Source organism: Klenkia brasiliensis (assembly GCF_900100695.1).
Lineage (GTDB): Bacteria > Actinomycetota > Actinomycetes > Mycobacteriales > Geodermatophilaceae > Klenkia > Klenkia brasiliensis.
In genome coordinates this window covers 1-18,384 of record NZ_FNCF01000007.1, presented here as the reverse complement: position 1 = coordinate 18,384, position 18,384 = coordinate 1, and the positions used below count along the sequence as shown (strand labels likewise).

Sequence of the window (18,384 nt, the reverse complement as noted above, 5' to 3'; positions counted from 1 at the left end):
GGTGATCCGGTGGCGCTGTCCGTGGCCGACGCCCGGGTGCTGGTCGGCCTGGACGCCAACGACAACTCCCGCGACGCTCGCCTGCAGCAGCTGATCAACGCGGCGTACGAGCAGGCGGCCGACGCCGTCGGGCCGCTGACCGCCTCAACGGTCACCGAGACGGCCTGCAACCAGCGCGGGGAGCTCGTCCTGCGGCAGCCGCCGGTGACGGCCGTGGCGACCATCAACGGCGCGGTCGTCTCGGGGCTGCGGATCGGCCGGCGCTTCGGGCTGGTGACGGGTCTGCCGGCCACGGTCCCCAGCGGCGACGTGGTGGTGGTCTACACCTCTGGCTACTCGGCCGTGCCGGCGTCGATCGAGGAGGGCGTGCGGCTGCTGGTGCGGCACCGGTGGTCACTGGAGTCCTACGGCACCGACACCTACGGCGACAGCGACGTGGGTGCGGTGACCGACTTCGACGACCTGCCCAACGCCGTCCGCACGATCTGGGCGCCGTTCCTGCTGGACCGCGGCGGGTTCGCATGAGCACCGCAGCGCAGTTCGCCGCCAAGGCCGCCCAGCTCGGCCCGGCCGTCCGCGAGGGCCAGACCCGCGGTGTCCGGGCGGGTGCGCTGCGGGCGACCACGATCATCCGCGAGGAGATCAACGGCGCCGTGCCGTCCGGGCGGCTGAAGATGAACGGCAAGCCGAAGCGGGTCGGTGCCGGGTTCCGGATGCTGGCCGGGTCGGCCGCGAAGATCTCCGCGCAGGGCCCGCTGCACCTGGTCGAGCGCGACACCTCGGCGCACTACGAGCCGCGCGACGCGACGTCCTCGCGGGTGTCCTACCGGCTGCGCGGCGGCCGGCTGACGGCCACCGAGAAGAAGCGGCGCGGCCGGGCGGGGAAGGCCAAGGGCGTGTCGGTCCCGGGCATCGGGTTCCGGCGGTTCGTCATCCACCCGGGCACCACCGGAAAGCACCCGTTCGAGCGCGGGCAGCTGCGGGCCCGGACCGAGGTCGGCCGGATCATCCTCGACGAGGTCGCCGACGGGATCCGGGCGGTGCTGCGGTGAGCAACGCGCTGACCGCCGGCAAGGCGGCCCTGGTGGCCGACGTCAAGGCGATCGCGGCCGCGCATGTGCCCGGCCAGAAGGTCGTCGTCATGGACTACGAGCCGACGTCGGTGCCGGCGGGCCAGGTCACGGTGACCGTCACCGCTTCGGACATGCGGCCGGACGCCCTGACCTACCGGCTGATCATCTACGCCCCCTACTCGGACCCGGCCACCGGCCAGGCCCGGCAGGAGGACGTCGTGGCCGCGATCTCCGACGAGCTGCCGTCGCGCTGGCTGGACCCGGCATGGCAGTTCGGGTGGGACGACCGGCTCAACCTGTTCGTCGCGCAGGCGACGGTGAGCACACCGAGAGGACTGGGTTCCTGATGCACGCAGAGGCGATGGGCTGGCTGACCGAGCAGGCCGCCACCCTGACCGACGTCGACACCGTGATCGACCTGGGGGGCCGCAACATCAACGGCACCCCGCGCGGGCTGTGGCCGGCCGCCGACTACACGGTGATCGACCTGCACCCCGGCCCCGGCGTCGACGTCGTCGCGGACTGCCGCGACTGGGCGCCCGACGACAAGGTGGACCTGGTCGTGTGCGCCGAGGTGCTCGAGCACACCGACGACGTGCCGGGCGTGCTCGAGGCCGCTGCCGGGTGGCTGCGGCAGGGCGGCACGCTGCTGGTGACCGCGGCCGCCGAGCCCCGGGCGCCGCACTCCCACCACGACGGTGGCCCGCTGCAGCCCGGGGAGCACTACCAGAACGTCACCCGGGCGGCGCTGGCCGACGCCCTGGCGCACGGCTGGTACGACCCCGAGATCATCCACGACGAGGTGCACGGCGACATCTACTGCCGGGTGCAGCGCCGGTGAGGGTGCTGCTGGTGCACCCCGGCCCCGAGTTCTCGGTGTCCGACGTCTACCGCGGCTGGGGCGAGGGTCTGCTGGCGTGCGGTGCGCAGGTCGTCACCTACGACCTGGCCCGCCGGCTGACCTTCTACGACGCCGCCCGCATCGACGGCCAGCCGGTAGCCGACGCCGAGGGCGCGGTGCGGCTGGCCGCCGAGGGTCTGCTGGCCAAGGCGTGGCGGACCCGACCCGACGTCGCGCTGGTCGTGCACGGCGCCTACGTCCCGGTCGACGTGCTGGACGCCCTGCGCGCCGGCGGGGTGCGGGTGGTGCTGCTGCACACCGAGTCGCCCTACGAGGACGACCGGCAGCTGGCCCGGGCCGGCCACGCCGACCTCAACGTGGTCAACGACCCGACCCACCTGGGGGCGTTCCAGGCGGTCGCGCCGAGCTACTTCCAGCCGCACGCCTACCGGCCCGCCGTCCACCGGCCCGGGACGCCGGTCCCCGAGCTCGCCGCTGACGTCACGTTCGTCGGCACCGGGTTCCCCGACCGGATCGCACTGCTGGAGGCCGTCGACTGGTCCGGGGTGACGCTGACCCTGGCCGGCCAGTGGGCCGGGCTGGCGGAGGGCTCGCCGCTGCGGGAGCGCGTCGTGCACGACCTCGACGAGTGCTGCCCGCCCCAGTTGACCGCGGCGCTGTACGCCTCGGCGGGCATGTCGCTGAACGCCTACCGGCGAGAGGCCACCCGGCCCGACCTGGTGGCCGGGTGGGCGATGGGCCCCCGCGAGGTGGAGCTGGCCGCGGCGGGTGTGTTCTTCGCCCGCGAGCCTCGCCCCGAGGGCGACGAGCTGCTGCCGATGCTGCCGACCTTCACCACCCCGGCCGAGCTGGCCGACGTCATCGCCTGGTCGATGGCCCACCCAGACCTCCGGCAGGACGCCGCGGCCCAAGCCCGGGCTGTGGTCGCCGACCGGACGTTCCACCGCAGCGCCGACCGGCTGCTGCGCGAGATCCAGAAGGAGAACTGACGTGGCACGTGTCGCCGGCCGCATGGGCCGCATCTACCTGGCCCAGACCACCACCGGGCAGGCCGAGCCGATGGTGGCCCAGGCGAAGTGGTCGATCAACCAGACGTCGTCCAAGCAGGACGTGACCGCGCTGGGGGACACGACCAAGCAGTACGTGGCCGACACCCCGGACGCCACCGGCACGTTCGAGGGGTTCTTCGACGACGCGGCCGACTCCACCTACAAGGCCGCGGTGGACGGGCTGCCGCGCCGGTTCTACCTGTACCCGAACGTCAACACCCCGACCGTGTACTGGTACGGCCAGATCCTCCCGGACCTGACCATCGCCGGCGGCGTCGGCACGGCGGTCACCGTCTCGTCGTCCTGGTCGGCGGCGTCCTCGATCGTCAAGCAGGGCTGAGGTGCCCCCACTGCGGGTCCTGCGGATCCGGGTCGACGGCACCGACCTGTCCACCGACGACCTGACGCTGGCCGAGTCCCGCCGCATCGAGGAGGCCACCGGCGTCCCCTGGCACCGGCTGCAGCCGCTGCAGTCGGCTGTGCAGGCGTCGGCGGTGCTCGTCGAGGTCAAGGCCCGCACCGTCGACCGCAAGGCGGCGCAGTCGTGGGCCGACGGCCTCACCGTCGCCCAGGTGCTCGAGCACTTGGTGATGCAGGACGCCGACCGGGAGGACGACCGGCCCGCCGAGTACGTCGACGGCGTGCCGGTGATCGACCCCCCTCCGGAAGCGGGCGAGCAGGGGACGACGTCGTCCTCCTGATGCTCGCCCGCTTCGGGATGCCCCCGGACGTGACCCGCCGCCAGTCCTGGCGCGACCTCCGCATGATCATCGACGCCGCCGAGGCGGGCACGTTCGACCGGCGAGGGGGTGCACATGGCCCTGACTGAGCTGCTGGCCTTCGTCCTGGAGTCCCGGGGCGGGGAGGCGGTCGTCTCCGACGTCCAGCGGGTCGGACAGGCCGGCGTGCAGTCGCAGACGCAGCTGCAGACCGCGGCGGCCAAGTCCGACACCGCGCTGGCCAGCACCGCCCGGGCCGGGGCGGCCGCTGGCGACGCGGTGGAGGACGGGGCCCGCCGCGGCACGTCCCGGCTGCAGGCCCTCGGTGACCGGGTCGGGATCACCGGTGACCTGCTGCGCACCGGTATCGCCGTCGGCGCCACCGTCGGGTTCGGGGTACTGGTGGCCAAGGCCGGCGAGGCGGTCAACGCCTACGTCGACCTGGCCGGCGAGGTCCGCAACTTCCAGCGGATCTCCGGTGCCGGCGCCGAGGAGGCGTCGCGCTACGTCGCGGTGTTCGACGACCTGCAGATCAGCAGCGACAAGGCCGGGACCGCGCTCGGCCGGCTGGCCCGGGTCGACGCGTCCAAGCTCGAGCAGTACGGCGTCGCCGTGGCCTACGCCGACGACGGCACGGTGTCGCTGACCGAGACGCTGCTGAACGTCGCCGACGCCTACGCGCGCACCGAGGACCCCCAGCAGCGGGTCCTGCTGGGGAACGCCGCCTTCGGCAAGGGGTTCCAGGAGCTCATCCCGCTGCTCGAGCAGGGCCGGTCCGGGCTCCAGGGCTACTTCGAGGGCGTCAACGCCGGGCAGATCTACACCCAGGAGGCCCTCGACCAGGCCCGCGAGTACGAGCTGGCGCTGGACGCGCTGCAGGACGCCGCCGCCGACTTCGGCCAGGCGTTCGGGCAGACCGTCGTCCCGGCGCTGACCGACGTCCTGAACACCGGCGCCGGGGTCATCCAGTTCTTCCAGGGCCTGCCCGCCCCGGTCACCGACACCGCGACCGGGCTGGCGGCCGCCGGCGCCGGCGGCCTGGTGCTCAACTCGGTGCTGGGGCGGCTGGCGTCCCAGGAGTCCGGGGTGGGTCGGCTCGCCGGCCGGCTGTCGGAGTTCGGCCGGTTCGGCACCGTCGGCGTGGCCCTGGCCGCGCTGCCGGCACTGCTCGACCTGGTGAAGGAGGGGTTCCAGGAGGTCACCGGCACCGACATCACGGTGGACGTCGACCGGCTGCAGACCTCGCTGACCAACCTCGGCCGGACCGGGTCCAGCCAGGGCGCGTTCGCCGACATGGGCGGCCTCGACGGGTTCGTGACCGCGCTGAACAACATCAACAACCAGGGCAACCTCGAGTCGTCCTCGTTCTACCGGGACCTGTCGGGGTTGTTCTCGATCGACTTCTCTGACTCTGAGGAGCAGATCGCGGGCCTGGACTCCGCGCTGTCGTCGATGGTCGCCAACGGGCAGAGCGCCGAGGCCGCCGAGGTCGTGCGGATGTTCCAGCAGGCCGCCGAGGACGCGGGCTACACCGCCGAGGACGTGACCGCGCTGCTGCCCGGCTACGCCGGCGCGCTGACCGACGTCGACATCGCCCAGAGCGACGCCGCGGAGTCCGGCAGCGCGCTGGCCGAGACGGCCGCGCAGGCGACGGAGGTCATCGACTACGCCGAGCAGGCGGTGTCCCGGCTGACCGAGGCGCTGGAGGCGCAGAACGGCTCGGCGACGTCGCTGGCTGAGGCCGACATCGCACTGCGGGACGCGATGGCCGACAACGTGGCCCGGGTCAACGAGCTGCGGGAGGCCGGGGACGCCAACGCCCTGTCCCTGGACCGCAACACCCAGGCCGGGCGGGACAACGAGTCCGCGCTGATCGACCAGATCGAGGCCGCATCAGCGTTCGCCGAGGCGACGGCCCGCCAGACCGGATCTACCCAGGCCGGGGAGGAGGCGTTCCGCACCCAGATCGGCTCCATCCGGGACAACATGGTGGCCCTCGGCTTCAACCAGCAGACCGTCGACGGCCTGATCAACACCTACGGCCGGGTCCCGACGTCGGTCACCACCTACACCTACGTGCGGGACGAGGCGTCGGGCCGCATCGTGGCCGTCCGCAACTCCCTGGACGACCTCGACGGCCAGGTGGCCACGGTGACCATCCGGCAGCGGTTCATCACCGCCCGGACCGAGGACGTGCCGCTGTCGGTGTTCGACGGCATCGACGGCACCCGCGCCACCGGCGGCGCGGTGCGGGGCGGGGGGACCTACGTGGTGGGTGAGGTCCGGCCGGAGCTGTTCCAGCCGCAGGGGTCGGGCACGGTCATCCCCAACACCGGCGCGTCCAGCGGCCGCGGCGGCGGCGGCACGGTCCTCAACATCACCACCGCCGACGACCCGCGTCGGATGGCCCGGGCCGCGATCAACGCTCTGGCCGACGACGACTTCCTGGCCGGGGTCGGCTGATGCCCGACCGGATCACCTTCACCGGCCCGGACGGCGGGTTCCTGGACCTGACCGACGAGGGCGTGGGCCTGCGGGTGCTCGCCGAGGGCACCCGCGGGCTGCGGTCGCCGGCCTACCGGCTGGCCACCTCCCGGCAGGCCGGGATCGACGGCGCCCGGCTGGACGCCATCACCGCCGACGAGGCCGACATGGCCCTGGGGCTGCTGGTGCGGGCCGACAGCGAGGACCAGCTGAGGGCGCGGGTGCAGAACCTGGTGCACGTCACCCGGCCCAAGGCTGGCGACGGGGTGCTGCGGGTGCAGCGCCCAGACGGCACCGGCCGCGAGCTCACCTGCCGCATCGTGGACGGCCTGGCCGGCAACGAGGACAAGGGGACCTCGGCGCCCGGGCGCTGGTGGCGGGCGCTGCTCAAGGTCTGGGCCGGTGACCCCTGGTGGTACGGCGACCAGGTCACGATCGGCTTCGGCCTCGCCGCGCCCTCGGTATTCCTGTCCCCCACCCTGCCGATGCCCCGCGCGCTGTCGTCGTCGTCGATCCAGGGCCAGCAGGACGTCGACGTCCAGCTGGCCGACGACGAAGTGCGCGGCGTCTGGACCGTCACCGGCCCCGGCAACGGGCTGCTGCTGCGCCGGGAGCTGCTGCTGCCCGACGGCGTCACGGTCGACCCCCGGCCCGGGGCCACCCGGGTGTGGCAGTCCTCGGTGGCCATCCCCGACGGCGGAACCGTCGTGCTGGACACCCGCCGCGGGTTCCAGTCCTTCCGGCGGGGCGACGGCACCCGGCTGATGAGCACCGTCATCGGCGAGCCCCGCGCCTGGGCGCTCACCGACGGCCGCCGCAACCGGGTGTCCGTGCTGCTCGGCGACGCCGGCGCCGGGGCGAACGTCCAGTACGCCTACCGACCCAAGTTCGGGGGGATCTGAGGTGGCCGACTGGTCTGTGTGGTCGCGCGACACCGCGCTGGCGCTGGGCGACGAGCTGCCGTTCTCGTCGCTGACGCTGCTGCTCAAGCACCTGGACGTGTCCACCGGCATCGTCATGTTCCCCTTCACCCCGCAGCGGTGGAACGACACCGGCCCCGGGTGCGGGGTCGTGGCCCGCCGGGATGGCGTGGACCTCCTGACCGGTCCGGTGGTGGAGCAGCAGCTGCTGTGGGACGCCGGCAGCGAGCGGGCGCTGATCAAACTGATGGTCGAGGGCGACGAGACGCGGCTGGCCGACCGGATCGTCTGGCCGGACCCGACCCGGCAGCCGGACGCGCAGTCGACGGTGGACTACTGGACGGCGACCGAGACGCCGTCGGCGGGGATGCTGCGGCTGGTCCGCGAGCAGGCCGGGTCCAGCGCCCAGGCCGACTACCGGATACCCCGGCTGTACCTCGGTCCCGACCCTGGGATCGGGGCCGCGCAGCCCTGGTCGTTCCGCTACGACGGCCTGCTGGACGCCCTGGCCACGATGTCGGTGCGATCGGGGGCCAACATCGCGCCCCGGCTGACCAGCACGGTGGACGGCCTACGGCTGGACGTCATCGCGCCGCGCAACCTGGCGGCGTCGGTCGACTTCACCGTGGAGCTGGGCAACCTCACCGGGGTCACCTTCCGCCGCGGCCGGCCCGACGTGACCGACGCCGTGACCGCTGGCGGCGGGGACCTGAAGCTGCGGCTGCAGCGGGTGGTGACGACCACCGACGCCGAGGATCTGGCCTGGCTGCTGCGGCGGTGGCGCTACATCGACCGCCGCGACACCACCGACACCGCCGAACTGCTCAAGTCCGCAGCCGACGGCGTCGCCGGCGGCCAGGGCATGCAGTCGGTGGCCTTCGCCCTCGCCGACACCGGCGACGTCCGCTACGGCGTCGACTGGGGCCCCTACCCCGGGGACACCGTCACGGTCTACGTCGCCGTGCCCGGCTTCGGCGACCCGGTCGGCACGGTCGTCGACGTCGTCCGCCAGATCCGCCTCGACGTCGACGAGGACGGCGCCGAGGCCATCACCCCAGCCGTCGGCGGCCCCGACGCCACCGTCAAGCCCACCCCCGCCAGCCGCGCCGTCGCCGCGCGCGTCGGCACCCGACTGTCCCTGCTCGAGCGGAGGAAGTAACCCGTGCCTGACCTCTACACCCCCGTCGACGGCCAGCCCTGGCCCCTGGAGCGTTTCCTGCGGCAGGCCCCGGCCTGGTCGCCGTCCGGGGTCATCGGCGTGCCGGCGATCGGCTTCGGCAACGGCGCCTGCGCGCTGTCCTTCGCCGTCGCCGGCTCGGTCATCACCGTGCAGATGGCGCAGGGACGGGTGCACGCCCGCGGCGTGCTGTACGAGCGCACCGAGAGCCAGTGGGTGTCCGGCGCGTCGGGCACCCAGCCGACGCCCGGCACGGCTGCCTACGGCCTGAACACGAACACCAACGCCCGGATCGACCGGCTGGTGATCCGCCGCGACCCGGCCGCGCTCAAGGCGTACCCGCTGATCCTGATCGGCACCCCGGCCGCCAGCCCCGTCGCCCCCGCGCTGACCCAGGTCGAGGCCGGGGTGTGGGACACCCCGCTGTTCTCCTGGACCCTGGCCGGCTCCTCGTCGACGTCGATCAGCAACATCGTCGACGAGCGCCGCTGGATCATGCCCGACGCCGCGGTGATGACCCCCCAGCTGTTCCAGGGGTCGACCCAGGTGCTCCCCGGCACGAACGGGCAGTTCCGGTGCGACTACCTGGCCCGCGGCGAGCAGATGAACATCCAGTCCCTTCAGCTGGACTTCGGCACCGGGCTGAACATCCCCAGCGGCTCGCTGGACGTCACGCTGCCGCTGCCGGCGGCCCCCACCCGGCTCGGCCAGCGGCTGCCCGGCCAGTTCTTCCACGGGAACGGCGGCGCCGAGACGATCGACGCCTACGTGTACATCCTGGCCACCGGCGGCAGCCGCGGCCGGCTGGTCGTCCGCAAGACCCCCACCGCCGCCGACCAGCGGTACGCCGACATGTCGATGGGCACCGCGGCGGGGGCCGGCGTGCCCCAGGTGTCGGGGAAGTTCGGCGTCGAGAACGGGTCGCAGCTGCTGGTCGCCGGCGACTACCGCGTGGCGTGAGCCGCCTGCTGGCCCTGCTCATGTGCGCCTTCATGCCGCTGGTCGGCGTGCACCCGCTGCAGCTCGCCGTCCCCGAGCCCGCCGCGGCCGCCGTCGAGCCCGACCGGCAGCTGCTGGCCGTCTACGGCGACAGCTTCGCCGCCGGCTACCTGCGCGACGGCGTCGGGGAGGCCAACTGGGCCACCCTCGTGGCCCGGGCCTTGGGGATGGACGTCGCCAACGACGCCGTCCCCGGGTCCGGGTACGTCGCCGGGCAGGTGTCGACCTACCCCTACGCCGCTACCACCTGGCCCGAGCCGACGGCCGCGGTCACCGTTGTGTTCGGCGGCATCAACGACACCCCGATGCCGGTGGCCTCGGTGGCGATGGCCGCCACCGTCACCTACGCGACGATCCGGCGCGCCGCACCCGGGTCCGCCCTCGTCGTCGTCGGCCCGCAGTGGGCCACCAGCACCCCCACCCCGGCCCAGGCTGCGCTGACCCGCGCCGTCCGGGCCGCCGCGGCCGCCGCCGGCGCGGTCTGGGTCGACCCCAGCGGCTGGTTGGCCGGCCGGCCCTCGCTGCTCGGCGCCGACGGGCTCCACCCCAGCGACGAGGGCCACCAGGTCATCGCCGAGCGCCTGCAGCCGATCGTCGCCGCGGCGCTGCCGCACCGCTGAGGCCGTCGCCTCGACACCCCGCGCCCGCCCGGGCTGCGGGTCATCACCCCTGCCCGGAGGTGCCCGTGCGCTACGTGCGCGATGTCCCCGCCGACGACGAAAGCGCCCTGCAGGCAGAGCGCGAGCACGTCGTGGCCCACCTGTCCGCCGTGGCGGCCGCCGACGACGACCCTGAGACCAACGCCGACGACGTCCGGGTCTGGGTGCAGCGGCACCCCGAGGACCCCGCCCTGCTGCGGGTCGTCGGCGAGCTGGACGCCGACCCCGACGCGCCCTACCTGCGGGACGACTTCGACCCGTGGGCCGGGGTCGACCACGACCTGTTCGCCGAGCAGATCGCGGCGGCCGAGGCCGACCTGGAGGTGCTCCGTGGGCAGGCGTGACGCGGTCCAGTTCACCCTCGAGCTGGTCGCCGAGTGCCGCCGGCTGCTGCCCGGCCTGGTGGTCACCTGGGAGCCCGGGTGGGAGAAGCGGGGCAACGGCACCACCGCGAACTACAGCTTCGGCACCATGCACCACACCGCGTCGCCGTCGTCTCTGGCGCGGCCGTTCCCCACCCAGACCGTGCTCCGGGACGGCCGGCCCGGCCTGGACGGCCCGCTGTGCAACACCGCCGGCCCGGCGTGCACCGTCGAGGTGCCGCGGCTGCACGTGAACGCCGCACACCCGGCCAACCACGCCGGGGCGTCCCGCGCGTCTGGGCCGGTGCCGGCCCTCAAGCTGTTCAACCCGCAGACCTGGGGCCACGAGATCGACTACGCCGGGTCGGCGCCGATGCTCGCCGGCCAGCTGCTGGTGGCCCTCGCCCTGACCCGCGCGCTGGGGAACCTGCTCGGCCGCGGGTCGGTCGAGATCGTCCGCGCCCACCAGGAGACGTCGGTCACCGGCAAGTGGGACCCCGGCTACGCGCCGGGCCGAACCGTCGACATGGCCGCCTTCCGTCGGCAGGCGGCCGCGATCACCCCCGTGGAGGAGTTCCTGATGGCCCTGTCCGACGCCGAGCAGCGCGAACTGCTGCAGTTCGTCCGCGACTTCCGCACCCCGCATGACTACCGGACCCACCACGGCAGCCCCACCGACGACTTCGTGGGCCAGGTGATGTCGGTCCGCAAGGAGGTCGTCAAGCTCACCGGGTCCGTGCAGGACGACCACCCCGACGGCGCGACCTACGCGCTGATCAAGACCGCCGCCGAGCGCACCGCGGCCACCGTCGACCCCGGCAAGGTCGTGGTGCAGATCGACTACGCCAAGCTGGCCGAGGCGATCGAGGACGTCCGCGACCGCCGGGCCCGCGACGGCAACCCCGCCACGGGGCCGGTCAGCTGACGTGGACCCGCTGATAGCGCACCGGATCGAGAACGGCCGGCACCCGTTCGAGCTGCTGGTGCTCGGCTTCGGGCTCGTGGTCGGCGCGCCGCTGCTGGTGGGCGCGCCCACCCCCGGCTCGACCGAGGCGCTACTGGGACCGGTCATGGTCCGCGTCTGGGCGTGGCTGCTGGTCGGCGGCTGCTGGGTGGCCCTGACCGGGGCGTGGTGGACCTGGTGGCGCCAGCTGGACCGCTGGGTGCCCGCCGCGGCCCGGCTGCGGCACGACACCGGCCTGCTGGTCGAGATGGTCGGCCTGGTCGCCGTCGGCGCCGGGACCGTCATCTACGGCATCGGGGTATGGGACGGCCTGGACACCCCCGGCCGGCAGCTGCCCGCGGCGATCATCGCTGGGTTCGGCGTGGCCTGCTGGGTGCGCGCGTCCCAGATCTGGCGGTTCGTCCGCTCGACCCTGCGAGCCATGCGGGAGGTGGGCCGGTGAGCGGCCTCTCCGAACTGCTGATCGGCGGCGGCATCGGCGCGGTCATCGTCGCCGCGATCCAGGCCGTCGCCGCCCGCCGCAAGCTCAAGGCCGAGTCGGACAAGGCCACCGCCGACGCGACCCAGGTCATCACGGCCGCCGCGATGGCGCTGGTGGCCCCGCTGGAGCACCGGATCAGCGAGCTCAGCACCGAGGTGGAGGGCCTGCGCGCCGACGTCGCGCAGGCGCGCAGCGACCTGGCCGCATCCCACGCCCGGGAAGCCGCCGGGCAGGCCCGCGAGGCCGCCGGGCAGGCCCGCGAGGCCGCGAAAGACGCACTGATCGCCGAGCTGACCCGGCCCGGCGCACGAGAGGAGACCCGATGACCGAGAGCACCCCCGCCGTCCCCGCCGACCGGCCCCAGCCGGTGCTGCGCGCCGCCCAGGCCGCAGCCGCCGTCTCGGGCCTGGTGGCCGCGATCGGCGCGATCCTGACCCTGGTCGGCTGGGTCACCGCCGACCAGGTGCAGTCCTGGGTCGTCGCCGCCGGCGGCCTGACGACCGCCGTGGCCACGTTCGTGGCCGTCGCAGCCCCGATCCTGGCCGCGCTGCGCGCCCGGGAGGCGGTCACCCCGCTCGAGGCGCCGCTGTCCGCCGACGGCGTACCGCTGGTGACCGACCTGCCCGGCAACCACGCGGCCGACAGCTGACGGCCGCACCCCATCCCCAGGCCGGCGGCTGATCCGTGGGCGGGCCCCACAGGCCCGTCTCGGGCGCTACCGTCGCCCAATGGACGACCCCCAGCCCGGCCTGGGCGATGAAGTCGAGCGGTGGCTGCGGACCACCACGTCGGCTCGACGCATCGCAGCCCCAGTGGACGCCGTCGACATAGCTGGCGTCGGGCAGATGCTGATCATCGCGGTCGTGGGCTACGACGACCGGATCAGCGTCGTTGCCCTGCAGCCGTCGACGATGCCCGGCCCCGACTATGCGGTGTTATTCCTGCGGGACGATCTCGGCAACCAGTACGACACGAGGGGCGCCGGCGGCTCCGGTGCCGGCCGCGGTCAGAGCGTGTGGACGCATTCGTTCCAGGGTCCCCTGCACGAGGGCGCTCGCGAGCTGTACCTGTACGGCGTGCTGTCCCAGGAGGCCGGCACGCACACCGCCGCGGACCCGCTGCCGCCGCACGTCACCATCGCGGTCGACCGCTAGTCCCAGCACGACAACGCCCCCGCTCGGCTACAGCCGGGCGGGGGCGTCGTTCGTCGTTGCGTGGGTCAGCGGGCGAACACCGAGATCAGCACGATGAGCGCGCCGATGCCCCACAGCACCGTGAAGAACACCGCGATGCTGCGCAGCGTGGCGACGTTGCTGGCGATGTCCCGCAGCAGCTGCGTCTGCTCGGCGGCGTGGTCGACGGGTGCGCCGTCGGCCGCCTGCGGGCCCGCCGGCGGACCGCTGGGCAGTCCCTGCTGCGCTTCGTCCTGCCGCGCCCGGAAGCGGTCGGCCATGCCCTCGCTCATGCGTCCCCCGTGTTCATCGTGGAGGCCGGACGCTACCGGACCGGAACCGCCCCTACTGCCCGGTTCGGCACCGTGGCGAACAGCACGGTCACCGGCAGCACGAGGAACACGACCGGCACCATCATCTGGATCTCCTTGGCGCCGCCGGACTCCAGCAGCCGGCGCTTGCCGGCCTCCCGGACGTCGGCGGCCTGGGCGCGCAGCACCTCCGCGAGCGGCGTGCCGCGCTCGATGGCGACCACGACGCCGTCGACGAAGCGGGCCAGCGCGTCGACCGAGGTGCGGTCGGCGACCTCCTGCAGCGCGGCCACCAGCGGCACCCCGGCGCGGGCGCGGCCGAGGGCCCCGCCGAGCTCGCGGGCCAGCTCCCCGCCCGACAGCCGGGTGACCCGGGCGAGGGCCGCCACCGGGCCCTCGCCGGCCGTGACGGCCAGGGCCAGCAGCTCGGCGACGACCGGGAACTCGGCCAGCAGCAGCTCCTCGCGGCGGCGCACCTGCTGAGTCAGCCACCAGTCGCGGCCGAGGACGCCGGTCAGCAGGCCGCCCAGGCAGACCAGGACGGCGCTGAGCAGGACCAGCCCGCCGGACAACGCGGACACCACGACGGTGGCCAGCCCGCCGGCGAGCAGCCCGAGCCCGCCCCACACGACCTGCTCGACGCGGAAGTCCTCGACGGTGGTCTCGGCGCCGAGGGCGTCCAGCCGGCGCCGGACGGCGACCCGCCCACCGGCCAGCCGGTCCACGAAGCGGGCGCCGTCGGTCAGCGCCGGCCCGAACACCCGGCGGGCGGCCGTCAGCAGACCGGGCTCGGTGGCGGTGCCGAGCAGGCGGGAGGGCGCCGGGGTGTCGGCGACGTAGGGCGCGAGCCGGTCGACCAGCCGCACCGGCCGGGACGGCGGGGCGTAGCGCAGCACGAGCACCAGCCCGGTCGAGGCGGCCAGGCCCAGCAGGACCCCGACCACACCCGGGCTCACGCGAGCACCCGCAGGTCCTCGGGCAGCCGGCCGATGCGCAGCATGAGCCGGTAGGCGCCCAGGCACACCGCGCCGCCGCCGAGCAGGATCGCCGTGCCCACCGGGCTGTCGTAGGCCTCGAGCGTCTGCCGCTGGGTGGCCAGCAGGAGCAGCACCACCCAGGGCGCGGCGACGGCCAGCCGGGCGGCCTGCACGATCCAGCCCTGCCGGGTCTCCAGCTCGGCGCGGGCGCGGGCGTCCTCGCGCAGGAAGGTGGCCAGCGTGCGCAGCACCCGGCCCAGGTCGCTGCCGCCGACCTCGCGGGCCACCCGGAGGGTCTCCACGATGCGGTCGCCGACCGGGTCGGCCAGGTCGTCCTTGAGCCGGTCGAGGGCGTCGGCGAAGCGACCGGTGGCGCGGTGCTCGGCGGCGAACCGGGCGAAGGGCGGACGCAGCACGTCGGGCCCACGGGTGGCCAGCGCCGCCAGGGACTCGGGCAGCGACAGCCCGGCCCGCACGGCGGAGGCCAGGTTGTCGACCACCTCCGGCCACACCGCGCGCAGGTCGGCCCGGCGCTTGCCGGCCAGCCGGCGCACCAGCAGGTGCGGGGTGGCCGCGCCGAAGACCCCGAAGGCCAGGGAGATGGTCACCGTGCTGGTCGTGACCAGCACGGTGACGGCGGTGAGCACTCCGAGGCCCACCTGCAGCGCGGTGAGCTGGGCGGGGTTGATGCCGGTGAGGCCGGCGGCGGCCAGCAGCTGCCGCCGGCGGCCGGGGCGCCGCGGGCCGGTCCGTCGCTGCGGTGCGCGGGGGCCGCTGCGCCAGACCAGCAGCAGCCCGACACCCAGCGCCAGGCCCAGCAGGGCACCGGGGACGGTCACCGCCGCTCCCCCAGCAGCGCCGGCAGGTCGAAGCCGGCGGCGGCGAACCGCTCGGGGTGCGGGGGGTAGCCCTCGGCGCGGACGAGCCGGCCCTCCCGGGTGGTGAACACGTCGGCGGTCTCGATGACCGCCCCCTCGGCCCGGCCGGGGAGCGCCACGACCTCGCGCACCCGGCGCTGGCCGGAGGGGTCGGTGCCGACGTGCACGACCAGGTCGACGCTGCTGGCCACGGTGGGGACGACGAAGGCGTGCCCGATGTTCTCCCCGGCGAGCAGCGGCAGCGTGCACATCTTGACCACGGCCTCGCGGGCGCTGTTGGCGTGCAGGGTGCACATGCCCGGCAGCCCGCTGTTGAGGGCGATCAGCAGGTCCAGGCACTCCTCCTGCCGGACCTCGCCGACGACCAGACGGGAGGGCCGCATGCGCAGCGCCTCCTTGACCAGCCGGCGCAGCGGGATCTCCCCGGCGCCCTCGAGGTTGGCCTGGCGGGTCTGCATGGACACCACGTCGGGCAGCGGGACCCGCAGCTCGAAGACCTCCTCGGCGGTGATGACCCGCTCCCGCGCCGGGATCGCCGCGCACAGGCAGTTCAGCAGCGTGGTCTTGCCCGCCTGGGTGCCACCGCTGACCAGGATGTTGAGCCCTGCGGCGACCGCGCCCTCCAGGAACCGGGCGACCTGCGGGGGGAGGGTGCCCAGCGCGACCAGCTCGTCGAGGCTGTGCGCCTGCAGCACGAACTTGCGGATGTTGACCGCCATGTGCCGGCGGGTGATGTCGGGGATGACGACGTGCAGCCGCGAGCCGTCGGGCAGCGTGGCGTCGACGAACGGGGTCGACATGTCGACACGTCGACCCGAGGTGCGCAGCATCCGTTCCACCAGGTCGGCCAGCTGGCCCGGCCCCAGCACGGTGGTGGTCAGCTCGCTGCGGCCGCGGCGGGCGACGAAGACCCGGCCGGGCTCGTTGACCCAGATCTCCTCGACCTCGGGGTCGTCAAGCCACCGCTGCAGCGGCCCGAACCCGGCCACCCGGTCCAGCACGTCGCGCAGCACGCCCTCGGGGTCGGCCAGCGGGGGCAGCGACGAGGACGCCGACCGCTCGGCGTAGTCGGCCACCACCTCGCGGGCCAGCGCCCGCACCGGGGCCGGGTCGACCGCGGGGTCCAGACCGCGCCGGCGGACCAGCTCGCGGACCTCGGCGTCGACGAGGTCCAGCGCGGTCGCCGCAGCGGGCAGCACGGACACGCGTTCCCCCGTTCGACCTGGTCTCCGACCAGCGCAAACTACGAGCGCGACGGCGGCGGGAGAACCCCGCCGGCGCGGCCTGTGGACAACGGCGCGCACCCGTACCCGATCGGGTGAACCGGGCCTGCACGGTCCGGAAGCGGGCGACCACGGTGGGTCAGACCACGGAACGGCCTCGACCGATATCCTGCGCGCGACCCACCCGACCGTGGAGGTGTGCGTGACCGGGACCGCCGGCGACAGGACCCTGCTCGCCACCGCCGTCGACCGCTTCTACGACCTCGTCCTCGCCGACCCGAGCCTGGCCACCTGGTTCGAGGGCGTCGACATGGCCCGGCTGCGCCGCCACCAGGCCGAGTTCCTCGGGAGCGCGCTGGACGGCGGCACCAGCCGGTTCGACCTGCGCACCGCGCACGCCGGCCTGGGCATCGACGACGTGGCCTACGACCGGGTCTGCGCGCACCTGCTGTCGGCGATGGCCGCCGTCGGGGTCGGCGAGGGCTACCTGAGGGAGCTGCGGCGGGCGGTCGAGGGCCTGCGCGACCAGGTCGTGGAGGCCTGACCGCCCACCGCGCGGGTCACCTCAGAACTGCAGCACCAGCCGCCCGCGCACGCCGCCGGCCTCCAGCCGGGCGTGCACCGCGGCAGCCTCGGCCGCAGGCACCACGTCGGCGACCCGGAGGGTGACCTGCCCGGTCTCGGCCAGCCGGCGCAGCTCGTCCAGCGCCGCGGTGTTCTCCGCGTACTGGCGCACCATCACCGGCTCGAAGCGGACGCCGCGGGCCAGCGCGTCGTCCTCCCCGCGGTACCCGCGCACGGTCGACACCACGCCGCCGTCGCGCACCGCGCGGGCGACCTCGGCCCCCTGCAGGGACCCGTCGGCCAGGCCGTCGACCCCGCCCGGGTACCGGTCCAGCACGGCGTCGGCGAACCCGGCACCGCGGTCGAGCACCACGTCGGCGCCCAGCGAGCGGACCAGCTCGCGGTCGGCCTCGGCGGCGTCGGCCACCACGACCAGCCCGTCGACCTTGGCCAGCTGCACCACGTACCCGCCGAAGGCACCCGCCGCGCCGGTCACCGCGATGACCTGGCCGGGCGTCAGGCCCATCCGGTCCAGGGCCAGCCGGGCGGTGAGCCCGTTCATCGGCAGGGACGCAGCCGCGGCGTCGTCCGCACCGGCCGGCACCGGGACGACGGAGCCGGCGGGCAGCACGACCTGCTCCCGGTACCCGCCGTGCGCACCCACCGGGACGACGACCGCCATCACCCGGTCGCCCACCGAGAGCGGGGTGTCGGTGCCCTCGCCGACCTCGTCCACCACGCCGGCGACGTCCATGCCGGGGATCCACGGCATCTCCTGCGGCGCCCCCTCGCGCTGGGCGTAGGTGCCGTTGCGGGCGAAGGTGTCGGTCGGGTTCACCGCGGCGGCGGTGACCCGCAGCCGCACCTCCCCCGGGCCGGCGTGCACCTCGGGCACGTCGAGCAGGTGCAGGGCCTCGGGCCCGCCGAACTCGGTCACTCCGACAGCTCTCATGACCGTTCCCAAGGCACGCACCGCCGTCCCCGATTCCCACAGCAGGCGTGCAGGTACCTCTGTGCCCACCGTCAGGGTCCCGGCCGACTGTGCGCCCATGCCCCCGCTGATGGCGCCCTCCGGTGACCCCCGCACCGCTGCCCCGGTGCTCGACGTCGTCGTCCCCGTGCACGACGAGGAGGCCGACCTCGAGCAGTGCGTCCGCCGCCTGCACGCCCACCTGGCCACGCTGCCCTTCAGCTCCCGCATCACCATCGCCGAGAACGCCTCCACCGACGCCACCCCCGCCATCGCCGCCCGGCTGGCCACCGAGCTGCCCGGCGTCGTCGTCCGCATCGAGACCGAACCCGGCCGCGGCCGCGCCCTCAACCGCGCCTGGGCCGCCAGCGACGCCGCCGTCCTGGTCTACATGGACGTCGACCTGTCCACCGACCTCAACGCCCTGCTGCCCCTGGTCGCCCCCCTGATCAGCGGCCACTCCGACCTGGCCATCGGCACCCGCCTGGCCGGCTCCTCCCGGGTGGTCCGCGGGGCCAAGCGGGAGTTCATCTCCCGCAG

At 74.5% G+C, this 18,384-nt stretch carries 25 protein-coding genes; 20 read left to right on the top strand and 5 right to left on the bottom strand.

All coding sequences use genetic code 11. The features are described from left to right. The first annotated feature begins 9 nt into the window (after positions 1-9). The 18 genes from BLT39_RS18785 (at position 10) to BLT39_RS18700 (ending at position 12,903) form a co-directional block, all read left to right on the top strand. Positions 10-525, top strand: coding sequence for a hypothetical protein (locus tag BLT39_RS18785; protein WP_091067559.1), 516 nt, complete (start codon positions 10-12; stop codon positions 523-525). Beyond that, complete coding sequence (locus BLT39_RS18780; RefSeq protein ID WP_091067555.1) at positions 522-1,052, top strand: hypothetical protein; 531 nt, start codon at positions 522-524, stop codon at positions 1,050-1,052. The genes BLT39_RS18785 and BLT39_RS18780 overlap by 4 nt, the downstream gene beginning before the upstream one ends. Then, positions 1,049-1,420, top strand: coding sequence for a hypothetical protein (locus tag BLT39_RS18775; RefSeq protein ID WP_091067553.1), 372 nt, complete (start codon positions 1,049-1,051; stop codon positions 1,418-1,420). The genes BLT39_RS18780 and BLT39_RS18775 overlap by 4 nt, the downstream gene beginning before the upstream one ends. Beyond that, positions 1,420-1,914, top strand: coding sequence for a class I SAM-dependent methyltransferase (locus BLT39_RS18770; RefSeq protein WP_165640329.1), 495 nt, complete (start codon positions 1,420-1,422; stop codon positions 1,912-1,914). Before BLT39_RS18775 ends, BLT39_RS18770 begins: the two co-directional genes overlap by 1 nt. After that, complete coding sequence (locus BLT39_RS18765) at positions 1,911-2,924, top strand: glycosyltransferase family protein (protein ID WP_091067547.1); 1,014 nt, start codon at positions 1,911-1,913, stop codon at positions 2,922-2,924. The genes BLT39_RS18770 and BLT39_RS18765 overlap by 4 nt, the downstream gene beginning before the upstream one ends. Position 2,925: 1 nt before the next feature. After that, the gene (locus tag BLT39_RS18760) at positions 2,926-3,324 is read left to right on the top strand and encodes a hypothetical protein (RefSeq protein WP_091067544.1); all 399 of its coding nucleotides are present in this window, start codon (positions 2,926-2,928) and stop codon (positions 3,322-3,324) included. 1 nt (position 3,325) lies between these two features. Then, complete coding sequence (locus tag BLT39_RS18755; protein ID WP_091067538.1) at positions 3,326-3,685, top strand: hypothetical protein; 360 nt, start codon at positions 3,326-3,328, stop codon at positions 3,683-3,685. Between the two features lie 114 nt (positions 3,686-3,799). Then, a complete protein-coding gene (locus BLT39_RS18750) occupies positions 3,800-6,166 on the top strand; it encodes a phage tail tape measure protein (protein ID WP_091067536.1) in 2,367 nt (788 codons plus the stop codon). Continuing rightward, the gene (locus BLT39_RS18745) at positions 6,166-7,089 is read left to right on the top strand and encodes a hypothetical protein (protein WP_091067533.1); all 924 of its coding nucleotides are present in this window, start codon (positions 6,166-6,168) and stop codon (positions 7,087-7,089) included. The genes BLT39_RS18750 and BLT39_RS18745 overlap by 1 nt, the downstream gene beginning before the upstream one ends. A 1-nt stretch (position 7,090) precedes the next feature. Next, on the top strand, positions 7,091-8,266 hold the full coding sequence (locus tag BLT39_RS18740) for a Gp37-like protein (RefSeq protein ID WP_091067530.1): 1,176 nt from the start codon (positions 7,091-7,093) through the stop codon (positions 8,264-8,266). A gap of 3 nt (positions 8,267-8,269) precedes the next feature. Beyond that, positions 8,270-9,244, top strand: a complete 975-nt coding sequence (locus tag BLT39_RS18735) for a hypothetical protein (protein WP_091067526.1) — start codon at positions 8,270-8,272, stop codon at positions 9,242-9,244. Next, on the top strand, positions 9,241-9,903 hold the full coding sequence (locus BLT39_RS18730) for an SGNH/GDSL hydrolase family protein (protein ID WP_091067522.1): 663 nt from the start codon (positions 9,241-9,243) through the stop codon (positions 9,901-9,903). Before BLT39_RS18735 ends, BLT39_RS18730 begins: the two co-directional genes overlap by 4 nt. 65 nt (positions 9,904-9,968) lie before the next feature. Further along, on the top strand, positions 9,969-10,286 hold the full coding sequence (locus tag BLT39_RS18725) for a hypothetical protein (protein ID WP_091067518.1): 318 nt from the start codon (positions 9,969-9,971) through the stop codon (positions 10,284-10,286). After that, positions 10,273-11,229 (top strand): hypothetical protein, encoded by a 957-nt coding sequence (locus tag BLT39_RS18720; RefSeq protein WP_091067515.1) that lies wholly within the window; start codon positions 10,273-10,275, stop codon positions 11,227-11,229. Before BLT39_RS18725 ends, BLT39_RS18720 begins: the two co-directional genes overlap by 14 nt. A 1-nt stretch (position 11,230) precedes the next feature. Next, a complete protein-coding gene (locus BLT39_RS18715; protein WP_091067512.1) occupies positions 11,231-11,710 on the top strand; it encodes a hypothetical protein in 480 nt (159 codons plus the stop codon). Continuing rightward, positions 11,707-12,075 carry a hypothetical protein gene (locus tag BLT39_RS18710; protein ID WP_091067509.1) on the top strand — a complete coding sequence of 123 codons (369 nt, stop codon included), beginning with the start codon at positions 11,707-11,709 and terminating at the stop codon, positions 12,073-12,075. The genes BLT39_RS18715 and BLT39_RS18710 overlap by 4 nt, the downstream gene beginning before the upstream one ends. Beyond that, on the top strand, positions 12,072-12,398 hold the full coding sequence (locus tag BLT39_RS18705) for a hypothetical protein (RefSeq protein ID WP_091067505.1): 327 nt from the start codon (positions 12,072-12,074) through the stop codon (positions 12,396-12,398). Before BLT39_RS18710 ends, BLT39_RS18705 begins: the two co-directional genes overlap by 4 nt. Positions 12,399-12,477: 79 nt before the next feature. After that, positions 12,478-12,903 (top strand): hypothetical protein, encoded by a 426-nt coding sequence (locus BLT39_RS18700; RefSeq protein ID WP_131801516.1) that lies wholly within the window; start codon positions 12,478-12,480, stop codon positions 12,901-12,903. A 65-nt stretch (positions 12,904-12,968) separates the two neighbouring features. Here BLT39_RS18700 and BLT39_RS18695 read toward each other — a convergent pair whose 3' ends face one another. From BLT39_RS18695 to BLT39_RS18680, 4 genes are read right to left on the bottom strand one after another with little or no spacing between them, the layout of a single operon-like run. Then, positions 12,969-13,214: a hypothetical protein gene (locus tag BLT39_RS18695; RefSeq protein WP_091067499.1), complete on the bottom strand. Its 246-nt coding sequence runs from the start codon at positions 13,212-13,214 to the stop codon at positions 12,969-12,971. 32 nt (positions 13,215-13,246) lie between these two features. Further along, the gene (locus tag BLT39_RS18690; RefSeq protein WP_091067494.1) at positions 13,247-14,188 is read right to left on the bottom strand and encodes a type II secretion system F family protein; all 942 of its coding nucleotides are present in this window, start codon (positions 14,186-14,188) and stop codon (positions 13,247-13,249) included. Then, positions 14,185-15,048 carry a type II secretion system F family protein gene (locus BLT39_RS18685; protein WP_091067490.1) on the bottom strand — a complete coding sequence of 288 codons (864 nt, stop codon included), beginning with the start codon at positions 15,046-15,048 and terminating at the stop codon, positions 14,185-14,187. The genes BLT39_RS18690 and BLT39_RS18685 overlap by 4 nt, the downstream gene beginning before the upstream one ends. Further along, positions 15,045-16,292 (bottom strand): TadA family conjugal transfer-associated ATPase, encoded by a 1,248-nt coding sequence (locus BLT39_RS18680; RefSeq protein ID WP_091067485.1) that lies wholly within the window; start codon positions 16,290-16,292, stop codon positions 15,045-15,047. The genes BLT39_RS18685 and BLT39_RS18680 overlap by 4 nt, the downstream gene beginning before the upstream one ends. 220 nt (positions 16,293-16,512) lie before the next feature. Here BLT39_RS18680 and BLT39_RS18675 point away from each other — a divergent pair, with 220 nt between their 5' ends. Next, the gene (locus BLT39_RS18675; protein WP_165640328.1) at positions 16,513-16,854 is read left to right on the top strand and encodes a group I truncated hemoglobin; all 342 of its coding nucleotides are present in this window, start codon (positions 16,513-16,515) and stop codon (positions 16,852-16,854) included. 21 nt (positions 16,855-16,875) lie between these two features. Here BLT39_RS18675 and BLT39_RS18670 read toward each other — a convergent pair whose 3' ends face one another. Next, entirely contained in the window at positions 16,876-17,811 is a 936-nt protein-coding gene (locus tag BLT39_RS18670; RefSeq protein WP_242658546.1) for an NADP-dependent oxidoreductase, read from the bottom strand. 112 nt (positions 17,812-17,923) lie between these two features. On the opposite strand from BLT39_RS18670, the gene BLT39_RS18665 reads away from it, so the two are divergent. Then, positions 17,924-18,384: glycosyltransferase (locus tag BLT39_RS18665; RefSeq protein ID WP_131801515.1), on the top strand; the 461-nt coding region annotated here is incomplete at its 3' end.

What these genes read in the sequence shown, in the direction of transcription:
- BLT39_RS18780 (WP_091067555.1), top strand. Translation starts at nt 522, where the DNA reads ATGAGCACCGCAGCGCAGTTCGCCGCCAAGGCCGCCCAGCTCGGCCCG.
- BLT39_RS18770 (WP_165640329.1), top strand. Translation starts at nt 1,420, where the DNA reads ATGCACGCAGAGGCGATGGGCTGGCTGACCGAGCAGGCCGCCACCCTG.
- BLT39_RS18750 (WP_091067536.1), top strand. Translation starts at nt 3,800, where the DNA reads ATGGCCCTGACTGAGCTGCTGGCCTTCGTCCTGGAGTCCCGGGGCGGG.
- BLT39_RS18745 (WP_091067533.1), top strand. Translation starts at nt 6,166, where the DNA reads ATGCCCGACCGGATCACCTTCACCGGCCCGGACGGCGGGTTCCTGGAC.
- BLT39_RS18705 (WP_091067505.1), top strand. Translation starts at nt 12,072, where the DNA reads ATGACCGAGAGCACCCCCGCCGTCCCCGCCGACCGGCCCCAGCCGGTG.
- BLT39_RS18700 (WP_131801516.1), top strand. Translation starts at nt 12,478, where the DNA reads ATGGACGACCCCCAGCCCGGCCTGGGCGATGAAGTCGAGCGGTGGCTG.
- BLT39_RS18695 (WP_091067499.1), bottom strand. Translation starts at nt 13,214, where the DNA reads ATGAGCGAGGGCATGGCCGACCGCTTCCGGGCGCGGCAGGACGAAGCG.